Below are 12358 nucleotides of genomic sequence, written 5' to 3' on the forward strand. Positions count from 1 at the left end.
CCGGCAGGCAGCCGCCGACGAGACGTCGGGAGGGGGACGATCCGGGGGTGCCCCCGCAGGAATGCGCTTCCCAGCCCCTCACCAACACCGGATGACGGCGAACGCGCATTCCGAGGAGGTACCCCCGGAGTGGCCCCCGACCCCACCCACCGCACGGAAAGCGCGATGCCCCGCCGGGTACACCAGGGGCGCGTGGGGGCACCTCCCAGGCAAAGCTCTGGGGGAGAACTGCGCGAGCAACCACCCACCGCAGGGACGATCGCGACGCCAACCGCAACAGGCACCCCCGGGGCGCAAGCCCCGCCCCCACCCGCGGTGGTCAGGACTTGTCGGACCACCGCGGATCCGTGTCCCACTCGAGATTGCGCTCGGCAGCCTGCTGCATCGCCTGCTCCGCCGCCTCCCGCGAGGGATACGGGCCGAAGCGGTTCTTCGAGGGGCACTGCGGCCCCTCCTCCGCCTGCTTGTGGTCCAGGCAGTAGAACCACTCACCCGGCTTGCCGGCCGGCTTCTTCGTCCGGAAGACCGCCATCAGCTCCTCCTCCTTCATCCACCTGGAAGCATCTACCCAGCCGGCCGGGCCCCAGCCCCGCCCCGCGGGCCTCAGCCCCATCGTGCGCGCCGATACACTTCCCGGCATGTCTGGTCAGTCGCCGCAGCTCGTCCCCGGCAAGCTCTCGCCCACCCGCCAGGTACCCCCGGCGATCCCGCGCCCGGAGTACGTGGGGAAGCCGGGACCCACCCCGTACACCGGGCCCGAGGTGCAGGACGACGAGACGGTCGGGCGGATGCGGATCGCCTCGCGGATCGCCGCCCGGGCGATGGCGGCCGCGGCCGAGGCGGTGGCTCCGGGGGTGACCACGGACGAGCTCGACGCGATCGCGCACGCGTACATGGTCGGACAGGGCGCGTACCCGTCCGACCTCGGCTACCGCGGCTTCCCGAAGTCCGTGTGCACCTCCGTCAACGAGGTGATCTGCCACGGCATCCCGGACTCGACCGTGCTGCGCGACGGCGACATCGTGAACATCGACGTGACCGCGTTCATCCACGGAGTGCACGGTGACTGCAACGCCACCTACCTCGTGGGCGAGGTCGACGAGGAGTCCCGGCTCCTCGTCGAGCGCACGCACGAGTCGCTCGCGCGGGCGATCAAGGCGGTGCGGCCCGGGCGGCAGATCAACGTGATCGGGCGCGTCATCGAGTCGTACGCCAAGCGCTTCGGCTACGGGGTGGTGCGGGACTTCACCGGGCACGGCATCAACACGTCCTTCCACTCCGGGCTGATCATCCCGCACTACGACGACCCGCGCGCGACGACCGTGATCAAGCCGGGCATGACGTTCACGATCGAGCCGATGCTGACGCTGGGCACCCACGAGTACGACATCTGGGACGACGGCTGGACGGTCGTGACCAAGGACCGCAGGCGCACGGCGCAGTTCGAGCACACCCTGGTCGTCACGGCCGAGGGCGCGGAGATCCTGACCCTGCCGTGAGCGCGGGTTCCCGGCCGGTAGTGTGGCGGCGATTCCGCGCGTGATCGCGCAGGAGTTCTGCAGGAGCTCAAGGCACGAGTCGAGGAGCCGCGCGCCATGAACCGCCGCAGGGTGGGCCTCGGGGCCGCCGCCACCGCGCTCGCCCTGCTGCCGCTGGCCGGGTGCGTGACGGTGCACGGCGAGCGCGAGAACGTACCGTCGGTGCAGCAGAAGAGGGCCGCCGCGGTGCTGGCGAACTTCCTGACGGTCAACAACCGGGCCAACAAGGCGTATTCGCCCCAGGACATCCTCACCGTGGAGTCCGGGGCGCTGGGCGCGACGGACGAGGCGGGGCTGCGCGCCCGGCACACCAACCACCCGCAGGGCAACCCGGGTTACCAGCCGCTGGCCTTCTCCGACGCCCGCTACCTCATACCCAGGCAGGTGGGCTGGCCCAAGTTCTTCGTCGCCGACGTGGCCACCAACCGCGGCACGGACAGCCGCTGGCTGCTGGTCTTCCGGCACGCGGGACCGGACCAGCCGTGGAAGGCGGCCTTCGTGGCGGCCGTTCCCACCGCCCAGATGCCCGACTTCGCGAAGGACAAGGACGGCTACGCCGTCGACCTGGGCCTGGGCGGCACGGATCTGCTGGTCCAGCCGGGGCAGTTGAGCCAGACGTACGCCGACTACCTCGGCAAGGGCGGGGACGGCACCTTCGCCGACGGCAGCTCCACCTCGCAGGTGCGGGCGGACCGCGCCGCGCTGGGCAGTACGGCGAACTCCGTGACCCAGTACGCCGACCAGCCCGCGAGCGGCGGCGACTTCACGCCGGTCGCGCTGCGGACGGCGGACGGCGGCGCGGTGGTCTTCTTCGCCACCCGCCACCAGTCCCGCGCGACCTTCCGGGCGGGCTACAACCTCTCGCTCGACGAGGACACCAAGGCGCTCATGACCGGCACCCCCAAGACGTCGATCACCCGGTCGACGGTCGCCGACGAGCTGGTCACCGTGCCCAAGGGGGGCGGCAGCGGCAAGGTGGCCTTCCTCAGCCGCGTGGTGGGTCTGGTCTCCGCGAAGGGCGAGTGACCCCCGAGGGGACGTTCAGCGCAGCCAGGTCGCCGGCTCGCGCTCCGGCTCGTACGAGAACTGCGCGCACGCGTCCGCGAGGACGTCGAGGACCGGCAGCGGGTCGGGGAGCGGCAGGTCGGGGCCGTGCCCGGCGAGCCACTCGACGGTCTCGCCGGACGGCAGCCGGGAGGGCGGCAGCAGGACGTAGCTGCCACGCGAGTGCCAGCGGATGCCGGGGTGCTCGTCGCGGGTCTCGGGGTGGCAGTCCAGCTCGCAGGGCCACCATTCGTCCTCGTCGGCGGGATTGCCGCGGGTCGCGGTGAAGAACAGCAGCCGGTCGCCGGCGAGGGCGACCGGGCCAAGCGTGGCGCCGTCGGCGACGAGCCGCTCGATGGCGAGCCGGCCGGCCTCGGCGGGGACGTCCAGGACGTCGTGGCCGACACCGGTGGCGGTGACGAAGTTGGCCAGCGGGTCGCGGTCGAACCAGCGCTCCAGGGTGTCCGGGTCGGTGCTGGCCTGCGTCTGCCACGCGGGGGAGATCGGATGGACGGCGGGAATGGGACAGCCGATGCGCTCGCACGAGCACCCGTAGTTCGCGGGGTGGGCGGCGGGCGCGACGGGGAATCCGGCGGCGGTGGCGGCCCTGACCAGCGGGTCCCGGCGAAGGTCGGGCACATCGGCCCCAGCGGCGCCCGAGGCGCCCTCCGCGCGGCGGCGCACCCACCCGGCCAACCTGCCCTTGCCTGCCATCGAGCTCCTTCCCTCGCCCCCGTCCCGCAGTGTCCACGGTACGCGGCTGGTGGAGGACATCCTCCCTCTTGCCGGGAAGGAACACCCACCCGGGGTCGCCGTGTTCCCGCCACTTCCACCGGTGATTTTTCCCGACACGACGTCGGCAACACAGTGACTTAGGCATACCTAAGTCATGATGACCGGAGTGCCGGACGGCGCTCGGGCCCCGGCAGGACACCGGAGGTCTCCCATGCCAGCGCCCCTGTCCGGCCTCACCCCGCCCGTACCGGCGCAGCCCTTCTCCGCGGTCATCCGCGAGGCCGTCCGCGACCGGCACACCGAGGCGGAGAACTCGCGCTTCATGGCCGACCTGCTCGGCGGCCGCCTCGGCGTCACCGCCTACGCGCGCCTGGCCGAGCAGCTCCTGCACGTCTACCGGGCCCTGGAGGAGGGCGCCGACACCCTCGCCGGAGACCCGGTCGCCGGGCCCTTCCTGCGGCCCGAGCTGCGGCGCGTCCCCGCCCTGGAACGTGACCTCGACCACCTCCTCGGCCCCGGCCGCCGCGAGCGCACCGCCCCGCTGCCCGCCACCGCCCGCTACGCCGCCCGTATCGCCCGGACCGCGGCCGAATGGCCCGCGGGCTACATCGCGCACCACTACACCCGCTACCTCGGCGACCTCTCCGGCGGCCAGGTCATCCGCGGTATCGCGGAGAAGACCTGGAATCTGCCCCACAAGGGCGACGGCGTCCGCTTCTATGTCTTCGAGCACATCGCCAACCCGGCCGCCTTCAAGCGCGAGTACCGCGAGCTGCTGGACGCGGTCGCGATCGGCGAGCAGGAGCGGCAGCACGTCGTCGAGGAGTGCCGGGAGGCCTTCCGGCTCAACAGCGAGCTGTTCGCCGCGCTGGGAGAGGAATTCCCGCGCGCGGCGTGAGGTCCGTCCCCTGAGCTGCTCCCCGCGAGGGGAGCGGCGGGACGCCGGGCGGCCGGTGGTGGTCCGCCCGGCGTCCCGCGTACGTCGCCACGTCCGCGGTGCTCGACGCCGCGGGCGCCCGCCCCGCTGCGCAGGGGGCGGGCGCCCGCGTCCCGTCGTACGGCGGTCAGGCGCGGCGGCGGGCCGCCGTCACCGTGAGGGCCGCGCCCGTGAGCACCAGCGCGCCCGCGGCTCCGACGAGAGCGCCGGTGGGCACGCCCGCACCCGTCTCGGCGAGCTGCGTGCCCGTGCCGCCGGCGTTGCCCGCCCCGTGCGTGCCCGTGCCGCCGGCGCTGCCCGCCCCGTGCGTGCCCGTGCCGGAGGTGCCGCTGGTGGTCGGGGCGGTGGTGGGCAGGTCGATCACGAGGACCGCGAGCGTCACCGGGTCGAGGGCGGTGCCCTTCTCGTAGAAGCCGCTGAAGGCCTTGACGCCGTCCGCCGTGAGCGTCGCCTCGGCGGCGAGGACGCTCAGCAGGCCGGATCCCACGTAGGGCGCGACCCCGCTGAGGTCGGCGATGGTCAGGTCGTTGTAGCCCATGACCTGGCCGCTGAACATGTCCTTGCCGGCGACGTCCGCGGTGAGGGTGCCGGTCGCGCCCTTGGTGTGCACCTTCAGGTCCGAGAGCTTCAGGTCCATCGCATATGTGCCCCCCTGGTGAGTGAAGCGGACACTGCCGCCGAAGGACACGTCGAGCTTCTCGCCGGCCGGTTTCCAGGTGCCGGTGGCCTTGGTGAAGCGGTAACCGGCCGCGGTGGCGGTCACCCCGTCCGACGGCTCGACCTTGCCGCCCGGGCTCGTCACGTACGCGCGGAAGGCGTCCTTGACACCCCAGTCGAGATGGCCGCCGACCACCACGGCCGGACCGCCGAGGGCCGCCGGGGTGGTGGGCGGCGTGGTGGGAGCGGCGGCCTTCACCGCCAGGTTGCCGGAGTCGAGTGCGGTGCCCGCCGTGTACAGGCCGTCGAAGGCCTTCGCGCCCGCGGCCGTCAGGGTCGCCTGTATCTCGTCGAAGCCCGTCGAGCCGTCCGCGCCGGCGCGCGGCTGCACCCCGGAGAGGTCGAGCGTGGCGAATTCCACGTCGTCCGTGGTGCTGCCGTGCGCCGTCACGTCGACCGTGAGCGTGCCGGAGGCGCCCTGCGTGGCCACCTTGAGGTCGCCGAGGGTGACGTCCAGGCCGTGCGCGGGCGAGCGGAATTCGACGCTGCCCTTGAAGGCCGCCGTCACCGCGTGCGTCGCGGGGTCGTAGGAGCCCGCGACGGCGGCGAAGCGGACGGTGCCGCCGCTCATGGCGGCGGCGCCGTCGCCGGTCGTGACGGTGCCGCCGGCGGCGTCCTTGACGTACGACCAGAGGGACCGCTTCACGCTCCAGTCGAAGGTGCCGCTGCTGAGCGGCAGCGTCTTGCTTCCTGCGGCGGACGCCGCCGCGGGCATGCCGAGCGCGGCGGCGCCCGCCGCCAGCACGACGGCCGTCGCGAGCGCGGTTCTGCGGGTACGGGTACGAGCGGTCATGGCGGGTCTCTCCTCGAAGGGCGTGACTGGGTTCGGAGTGCCGCGCGTCGGCGCGCGGCGGAGCGGGGGCGACGGCGAAGGCGCGTCACCCGCAGGCGTTTTGAGGGCGCGGTGAGGGCAGCCGCCGTGGCCGGCAGGGGACTTGCCGCCGGTGAGGAGTCGCCGCGCGGACCGGCCGCGGCGCGGGAGCCGGCGCCCGGCGGGGTGGTGTCCGCGGACGTCGCGTCGGCCGGCACGGTGCCGGCCGCGGGCGCGGCGGCGTCCGAGCCGGTGCCGGGCCGCGCGGGCAGGTCCACGCCCTGTCGGAGGGCGACGGACATGCCGACGGGGTCCGTCGCCGTCCCCGCCGTGCGATACCCGGCGAAGGCCCGGGCCCCCTGCGCCGTGAGCGTCTCGCGAAACCCCGCCGGTGCCGGCCGCGTCCCCGCCACCCCGCGGGTGTCCACCCCGCCGGGCGCGAGACGTGCGAGCGGCACCTGCCGGGACACCGCGACCTTGCCGGTGTCCTTGTCCTTGCTGCTCATGTAGGCGTAGACCGTACCGCCGCCCCCCGAAATCCGCACCGGGAAACGGGAGATGGCGGGATCCGGTCGGCGGACCCCGTCGCTCCTCTCGTGCCCGGCGAAACGCACCCCGCCGGCGCAGCCCGCGCCCGGCGTGCCGGACGCGGGCTCGCGGGACCCCGCGCGGGCGGGAAGCGGAACCGGCCGGACCCCACGGTGTCCGCACCCCCGGCCCGGCGGGACGGGGGCGTCCTCGGGCAGGTGGTGCCCGGTGCGAACGGCATGGTTACCGGCGTCCGAAACGGGCGCACAATCCTGCCAGGGGTACGGGCCCACCGGCCCGGCCCCGTATCAGGGAACTCACACCCCGAGGAGCCCGCGTTGCGCATACCCACGCCCCGTCGCTACCTGATGTGCCCACCCGCGCACTTCGAGGTCGCGTACTCCATCAACCCGTGGATGGACCCCCGCAAGCCCGTCGACCCCGCGCTCGCCCTCTTCCAGTGGGAGGACCTGCGCGACCGCTACCGCGGCCTCGGCCACACCGTCGAGATCCTCGACCCCGTGCCGGGACTGCCGGACATGGTCTTCGCCGCGAACGGCGCGACCGTCGTCGACGGGCGCGTGCTGGGCGCGCGCTTCGCGAACCCCGAGCGCGCGGGCGAGGCACCCGCGCACCTCGCGTGGTTCCGGGAGCGCGCCGCGGGCTTCGCCGACATACGCGAGCCCGAGCACGTCAACGAGGCCGAGGGCGACTTCGCCGTCACCGCCGGATGGCTGCTCGCCGGACAGGGCTTCCGCAGCAGCCCGCTCGCGCACGACGAGGCGCAGGAGTTCTTCGGGCGGCCGGTGATCAGCCTGGAGCTGACCGACCCTCGCTACTACCACCTCGACACCGCGCTGGCCGTCCTCGACGACACCGCCGACGAGATCATGTACTACCCCGGCGCCTTCTCGCCCGGCTCGCGGGCCGTCCTCGCCCGGCTCTTCCCGGACGCCCTCCTGGCCACCGCCGAGGACGCCGCCGTCCTCGGCCTCAACGCGGTGAGTGACGGCCGCAACGTCCTCCTCCCGCGCGGGGCGGCCGGGCTCGCCGCGGCCCTGCGCGACCGCGGGTACGAGCCGGTGGGCGTCGACATGAGCGAGTTCCACAAGGCCGGCGGCAGCGTGAAGTGCTGCACGATGGAGCTGCGCCCGGCGCCCGCAGGGGCCTGACCGCCCGCCGAGGAGCCGCCGTTCGGGCGGCGCGGTGGCCCCCGGAACGCCCTTCGCCGGGGGCCACCTGGCAGGATCGCCGTCATGACTAACGCTGACGACAGCAACACCGCCGCCGCTGCCCGGCCCAAGGCCCCCGCGAAGGACCCCTGGGCGCTGCCCGACGTCTCGGGCCTGGTCGTCGGAGTGCTCGGCGGCACCGGTGACCAGGGCCGCGGCCTCGCGTACCGGCTCGGCAGGGCCGGCCAGCGGGTGATCATCGGCTCGCGCAGCGCGGACCGCGCGAGGGTCGCCGCCGACGAGCTCGGCCACGGCGTCGAGGGCGCGGAGAACGCGGAGTGCGCGCGGCGCAGCGACATCGTGGTCGTGGCGGTGCCGTGGGAGGGCCACGCCAAGACCCTTGAGGAGCTGCGCGCCGACCTCGCGGGCAAGCTCGTCGTCGACTGCGTCAACCCGCTCGGCTTCGACAAGCAGGGCGCCTACGCGATCGTCCCGGAGGAGGGCAGTGCTGCCCAGCAGGCTGCGGCCCTGCTCCCCGACTCCCGCGTCACCGCGGCCTTCCACCACCTCTCCGCGGTGCTGCTCCAGAACCCCGAGGTCGAGTCCATCGACACCGACGTCATGGTCCTCGGCGACTCCCGCGCCGACACGGACACGGTCCAGGCCCTCGCCGCCCGCATCCCCGGCATGCGCGGCGTCTTCGCGGGCCGCCTGCGCAACGCCCACCAGGTCGAGTCCCTGGTGGCCAACCTCATCTCCACCAACCGCCGCTACAAGGCCCACGCGGGCCTGCGCCTGACGGACGTCTGAGCCGAATCCCCGCCGCGGAGCCGCACGTCCCGACTGCGGCTCCGCGCCCGCCGGGTGTCGGGGGCGGGGGCCGAGCCGTCACCCCGACCGCCGGCGGCGGACTGTCGGCCGCGCCGCGCGGGCGAGGGCGGCCACCCGGGCCGGGCGCGCGGTGCCGGCGACCCGCGCGGCGCCGCCGGAGGACGGTCCTCGTGCGGGTCACCGCGTCGCGGGCGTCCGTCGTCGCGGTGCGGGCGGTGCCCGTCGTGTTGCGCACGCTCGCGCCGAACGCCTTTGCGTGCCGCCGGCGTCGCGGTGCGGGCGGTGCCCGTCGCGTTGCGCACGCCCGCGCCGAACGCCTTTCCGTGCCGCCGGCGTCGCGGTGCTACCCCCGCGCGGCAGCGCCGAGCCGCCCCTCCAGCTGGACGAGCAGCTCGCTCAGCCGTGCCGCCAGGTCCTCCCGCGCCTGTCCGGCGACGCCGGACAGGACCGCGGCCTCGTACGACAGCTGCTCCGGCAGCAGACCGTCGACGAGTTCGCGCCCCGCGTCGGTGAGCCGGACCAGGGCGACCCGGCGGTCGCGGGTGTCGGGGCGGCGGTCGACGAGGCCGCGTTCGGTGAGGGACTTCAGGCGCTTGGTCACGGCCGCGCCGGAGGAGAAGGTCTCCCGGGCCAGCTCGCCCGGTGTCAGCTCGTGGCCGGTGCGGCGCAGCGTGCCGAGGACGTCGAACTCGGGCCGGGTGAGCCCGGCGCGCCGCAGCGGCGCGTCCTCCGCCTGCTGGAGCAGGGCCGCGCAGCGGTTGACGCGCCCGATGATCTCCATGGGGGCGGTGTCGAGGCCGGGTCGTACGGCGTTCCACTGCCGTACGACACCTGCCACCGTGTCGTCTGTCGTCATACGCGCACGCCCTCCGCAGGCGGCGGCACCTGCCGCCGTATCGCCACCGCGAGGGTACGGTGCCCGGCCTGCTCGGCGTGCAGCACCCGCTCCTGCGGGAGGTCCCGCTGCCACCACTCGCCCGCGGCGGTGTCGGCGGCGGTGCGCAGGGCGACGAGCGCGCCGGTGAGGTCGCGGTGCGCGGCGGTGAGGGCGTGCGGGTCGGGCTCGGGCGCGGCGAGCAGCCCGGCGGAGTGCTCGCGGGCGCGGTGGACGGCGGCGAGCGCGTGCTCGATACGGTCCGCGGCCCGCCGGTTGGTGACGGCCACGGCCGCGGCGAAGCCGACGAGCGCCCCCACGACGGTGTCCAGCACGCGGTCGGCCATGAGCGTGCCGGGCTCCTGGTAGCGGGCGAAGTCGGTGATGAGCAGCGCCATGGGCGTGACGCACACGCTGCCGAGCCAGTAGTTGCGGGTGATGAGCGCCTCGGCGCCGAAGTTGAGCGCGACGCAGCACAGCACGAGCGAGAGCCGGCTGACGTGGCTGAGCGGCGCGAGGGCGGCGAAGAGGAGGACGCCGAGGAGGTTGCCGACGACCCGCTGGACCCCGCGGTTCCAGGTGAGCGTGACGTTCGCCTGGTAGAGCGAGGCGGCGGTGACGAGCGCCCAGTACGGCCGCCCGACCCCGAGCGCGAGCGACGCGTAGCCGGCGAGCGCGCACCCGAGCGCCGTCCGTACGGCGAGCGGCGCGACACCCGCGAGCCGCTCCCGTACGAGCGCGCCGAGCCGCTGCGTCCGGGGCCGCCGGGCGCCGTGCGGGGCGTCCCCGGCGGACAGCGCCGCCCGCGCGGGACCGGCGCCGCTCGCGGGCCCGCCGGGGAAGGCGCCGTTGCCGCGCAGCGCCGCCGCCCAGGCCCGGAGCCGGGCGGGGTCCGCGTCCGCGGGGGAGGCGAGGGCGACCTCCGCGCGGGTCAGCAGCCGGGCGAGGGGGGCGCGGGCGGTGGAGCGGGGTCCGGAGGCGCCGAGCGTCTGCCAGGCCGCGTGCAGGGCGGCGGCCGCGGCCGTACGGGCGGCGCCGTCGCCGTCGCCGGACTGCGCGTACCCGGTGGCGTATCCGGCGGTGGCGCGCAGTGCGTGCGCGGTGGCCCGGCGCTCCGGGCCGTACGGCCGGACGAGCCCCGGCGCCATGCCGACGACCCACGACCACAGGCCCGCGAGGGCCGCCAGGCCCACGTGCGCCGGGACCTGCCCCAGCTCCTGCGGGGCGAAGAGGGTGGCCGAGCTGATGAAGGTGAAGATCACATTGGCCGGGGGCCCGACCCGTGTCGCGTCGCACACCGCCTTCTGACCCGCGGCCAGCAGCGCCCCGACCGTCACCAGCACCACCGCGCTGCTGGTCAGCGACGCCGTCACGAGCGCGGCCGCGAAGCCCGTGAGCATGCCGAGCACGACCCAGGCCAGCACACGGGCGCGGGCGGCGTACGGCCGGTTGTGCGCGTAGAGGGCGCACAGCGACCCGGCCATCGTGTAAAGGGCCAGGTCGAGCCGGCCGAGCGCGAGCAGCAGCAGGTTGGGCGGCGCGACGGACACGACGACGCTCAGCGCGGGCTTGAACCACGTCTCCGACGGGACGCCGAGCCGCATGAGGCCGGTGAGGGGGAGACGGGGACGAGTGCGGGTGCGGGGAGTGGGCGTGCGGGACATGCCTATAAGCTTAACAGGTGTTTTACTCGTAAAAGATATGGCCGGGGCAGCCCACCGGCAGCCGTGGGGGAGAATGGGCCGAACGCCGCCCCGCGCTGCTCAGGACAGGAGCCGTACGCCCATGCCCCGCCTCGCCGTCTACGCCCTCGTGGTGTGCGTGCTCGCCGTAGCCGCCGCCGTCGTGTCCTTCGTGAAGGGCAACTGGATCGGCATCGTGTGGGTGCTCGTCGCGGGTGTCTCCAGCAACATGTGGTGGTACTACCACCGTAAGGCGCGGCTCACCGCGGCCTCCGCGGCGGCCCCCGAGCGGGGCTGAGCCCCGCCCGGGGCGCCGGGCTCAGTTCTTCCAGAACTGGAAGAGGACGTAGCCGTTCGCGGCCAGCCACGGCGACACGTGGAACCACTCCAGGACGTGGTAGACGCCGTTGAAGAACTTCTCGTTGACCGCGGGGATGTACAGCACGCCGAAGGTGGCGAGCATCCCGAACGGCGCGAAGGCCTCGGCCTGGCGGCGGATGTTGTACGACAGCCACGGCTCCCAGATGCCGTAGCCGTCCAGGCCCGGCACCGGCAGCAGATTCAGGAAAGCCGAGCTGACCTGCAAGAACGCCAGGAAGCTGAGCGCCTTGCAGAAGACCAGCGGCCAGTCGTCCGCGAGGCCCGTGGTGAACGGCAGCATCAGGGCGAGGGCGAAGAGGATGTTCGCGAGCGGGCCCGCCGCCGAGATCGCGGTGTGCTTCCACCGCCCCCGGATGCGGCCGCGCTCGATGAAGACCGCGCCGCCGGGCAGGCCGATGCCGCCGAGGATCACGAAGATCACCGGCAGCACGATCGACAGCCCGGCGTTGACGTACTTCAGCGGGTTGAGGGTGAGGTAGCCCTTCGACCCGATGCTGATGTCGCCGCTGTGCAGGGCGGTGCGGGCGTGGGCGTACTCGTGCAGGCACAGGGAGACGACCCAGCCGGACACGACGAAGAGGAAGACGGCGAAGCCGGGGTCCGAGGCGAAGTCCGTCCACAGGGCCCAGCCCGATACGCCCATGACGGCGGCGATCCCCAGGAACACCGGGCTCACCCACCGGTCCCCGCTCCCGCGGGCCTGGCGAATGGGTGTGACGCTCATGAGCGGACCTCTCCCCTTTCCGGGGCCTCGGCCGCCCCGGCGTGGCGTGCATTCTCCCATGCCGGGGGCTGTGGGGAAGCCCTGAGCTGGGCCCCCACCGGGGCGCGGGCCGTCACCGGCCCGAAGGGGCGGTTCGGTTTCGTTCCGGACCACCGGCCGGTGGTGGGCTGGTCGCGCAGTCCTCCCCCAGAGCTCCGCCTGGGAGGTGCCCCCACGCGCCCCTGAAACGCTCGCCCGGCGGGGCAGGGGTCGCGCCCCTGAAGCGCTTGCCCGGCGGGGGCGTCCGGGGCCCGGGAAGACGCTTGCCCGGCGGGGGCGTCCGGGGCCCGGGAAGACGCTTGCCCGGCGGGGGCGTCCGGGGCCCGGGAAGACGCTTGCCCGGCG

The 12358-nt window shown here is 74.4% G+C and carries 13 protein-coding genes; 6 read left to right on the forward strand and 7 right to left on the reverse strand.

Features of this window, described 5'->3' with window-relative positions:
- Positions 1–319: 319 nt before the first annotated feature.
- Complete coding sequence (locus IH54_RS0135090) at positions 320–532, reverse strand: hypothetical protein (RefSeq protein WP_031524915.1); 213 nt, start codon at positions 530–532, stop codon at positions 320–322.
- 106 nt (positions 533–638) lie between these two features.
- On the opposite strand from IH54_RS0135090, the gene map reads away from it, so the two are divergent.
- Both map and IH54_RS0135100 read left to right on the forward strand, forming a co-directional pair.
- A complete protein-coding gene (gene map, locus IH54_RS0135095) occupies positions 639–1499 on the forward strand; it encodes a type I methionyl aminopeptidase (protein ID WP_031524918.1) in 861 nt (286 codons plus the stop codon).
- 96 nt (positions 1500–1595) lie between these two features.
- Complete coding sequence (locus tag IH54_RS0135100; protein ID WP_031524920.1) at positions 1596–2564, forward strand: hypothetical protein; 969 nt, start codon at positions 1596–1598, stop codon at positions 2562–2564.
- Positions 2565–2579: 15 nt separating this feature from the next.
- On the opposite strand, the gene IH54_RS0135105 is transcribed toward IH54_RS0135100, so the two are convergent.
- Positions 2580–3296, reverse strand: coding sequence for a bifunctional DNA primase/polymerase (locus IH54_RS0135105; protein ID WP_031524922.1), 717 nt, complete (start codon positions 3294–3296; stop codon positions 2580–2582).
- 232 nt (positions 3297–3528) lie between these two features.
- Here IH54_RS0135105 and IH54_RS0135110 point away from each other — a divergent pair, with 232 nt between their 5' ends.
- Positions 3529–4215 (forward strand): heme oxygenase (biliverdin-producing), encoded by a 687-nt coding sequence (locus IH54_RS0135110; RefSeq protein WP_031524924.1) that lies wholly within the window; start codon positions 3529–3531, stop codon positions 4213–4215.
- Positions 4216–4381: 166 nt separating this feature from the next.
- Here IH54_RS0135110 and IH54_RS0135115 read toward each other — a convergent pair whose 3' ends face one another.
- The gene (locus IH54_RS0135115) at positions 4382–5764 is read right to left on the reverse strand and encodes an HtaA domain-containing protein (RefSeq protein ID WP_031524926.1); all 1383 of its coding nucleotides are present in this window, start codon (positions 5762–5764) and stop codon (positions 4382–4384) included.
- Positions 5761–6603, reverse strand: coding sequence for an HtaA domain-containing protein (locus tag IH54_RS43905; RefSeq protein WP_078862759.1), 843 nt, complete (start codon positions 6601–6603; stop codon positions 5761–5763). Before IH54_RS43905 ends, IH54_RS0135115 begins: the two co-directional genes overlap by 4 nt.
- A gap of 45 nt (positions 6604–6648) precedes the next feature.
- Between IH54_RS43905 and ddaH the strand changes: the two genes are divergently transcribed.
- Together ddaH and npdG are read left to right on the forward strand one after the other, a co-directional pair.
- Complete coding sequence (gene ddaH / locus IH54_RS0135125) at positions 6649–7482, forward strand: dimethylargininase (RefSeq protein ID WP_043183203.1); 834 nt, start codon at positions 6649–6651, stop codon at positions 7480–7482.
- An 84-nt stretch (positions 7483–7566) separates the two neighbouring features.
- Entirely contained in the window at positions 7567–8292 is a 726-nt protein-coding gene (gene npdG, locus IH54_RS0135130; RefSeq protein ID WP_031524933.1) for an NADPH-dependent F420 reductase, read from the forward strand.
- A 364-nt stretch (positions 8293–8656) separates the two neighbouring features.
- Here npdG and IH54_RS0135135 read toward each other — a convergent pair whose 3' ends face one another.
- Complete coding sequence (locus IH54_RS0135135) at positions 8657–9169, reverse strand: MarR family winged helix-turn-helix transcriptional regulator (protein ID WP_031524935.1); 513 nt, start codon at positions 9167–9169, stop codon at positions 8657–8659.
- Positions 9166–10851 (reverse strand): FUSC family protein, encoded by a 1686-nt coding sequence (locus IH54_RS0135140; protein ID WP_031524938.1) that lies wholly within the window; start codon positions 10849–10851, stop codon positions 9166–9168. The genes IH54_RS0135135 and IH54_RS0135140 overlap by 4 nt, the downstream gene beginning before the upstream one ends.
- 121 nt (positions 10852–10972) lie before the next feature.
- Here IH54_RS0135140 and IH54_RS0135145 point away from each other — a divergent pair, with 121 nt between their 5' ends.
- Positions 10973–11167, forward strand: coding sequence for a hypothetical protein (locus IH54_RS0135145; protein WP_031524940.1), 195 nt, complete (start codon positions 10973–10975; stop codon positions 11165–11167).
- 21 nt (positions 11168–11188) lie between these two features.
- Here the strand turns inward: IH54_RS0135145 and IH54_RS0135150 are convergent, their stop codons facing one another.
- Positions 11189–11974: a site-2 protease family protein gene (locus IH54_RS0135150; RefSeq protein WP_052398211.1), complete on the reverse strand. Its 786-nt coding sequence runs from the start codon at positions 11972–11974 to the stop codon at positions 11189–11191.
- Positions 11975–12358 lie beyond the last annotated feature (384 nt).

Source organism: Streptomyces sp. NRRL F-5123, assembly GCF_000721495.1.
Classification (GTDB): domain Bacteria; phylum Actinomycetota; class Actinomycetes; order Streptomycetales; family Streptomycetaceae; genus Actinacidiphila.

What these genes read in the sequence shown, in the direction of transcription:
- IH54_RS0135110 (WP_031524924.1), top strand. Translation starts at nt 3,529, where the DNA reads ATGCCAGCGCCCCTGTCCGGCCTCACCCCGCCCGTACCGGCGCAGCCC.
- IH54_RS0135115 (WP_031524926.1), bottom strand. Translation starts at nt 5,764, where the DNA reads ATGACCGCTCGTACCCGTACCCGCAGAACCGCGCTCGCGACGGCCGTC.
- IH54_RS0135135 (WP_031524935.1), bottom strand. Translation starts at nt 9,169, where the DNA reads ATGACGACAGACGACACGGTGGCAGGTGTCGTACGGCAGTGGAACGCC.
- IH54_RS0135100 (WP_031524920.1), top strand. Translation starts at nt 1,596, where the DNA reads ATGAACCGCCGCAGGGTGGGCCTCGGGGCCGCCGCCACCGCGCTCGCC.
- npdG (WP_031524933.1), top strand. Translation starts at nt 7,567, where the DNA reads ATGACTAACGCTGACGACAGCAACACCGCCGCCGCTGCCCGGCCCAAG.
- map (WP_031524918.1), top strand. Translation starts at nt 639, where the DNA reads ATGTCTGGTCAGTCGCCGCAGCTCGTCCCCGGCAAGCTCTCGCCCACC.
- IH54_RS0135090 (WP_031524915.1), bottom strand. Translation starts at nt 532, where the DNA reads ATGGCGGTCTTCCGGACGAAGAAGCCGGCCGGCAAGCCGGGTGAGTGG.
- IH54_RS0135105 (WP_031524922.1), bottom strand. Translation starts at nt 3,296, where the DNA reads ATGGCAGGCAAGGGCAGGTTGGCCGGGTGGGTGCGCCGCCGCGCGGAG.
- IH54_RS0135150 (WP_052398211.1), bottom strand. Translation starts at nt 11,974, where the DNA reads ATGAGCGTCACACCCATTCGCCAGGCCCGCGGGAGCGGGGACCGGTGG.
- IH54_RS0135140 (WP_031524938.1), bottom strand. Translation starts at nt 10,851, where the DNA reads ATGTCCCGCACGCCCACTCCCCGCACCCGCACTCGTCCCCGTCTCCCC.
- IH54_RS0135145 (WP_031524940.1), top strand. Translation starts at nt 10,973, where the DNA reads ATGCCCCGCCTCGCCGTCTACGCCCTCGTGGTGTGCGTGCTCGCCGTA.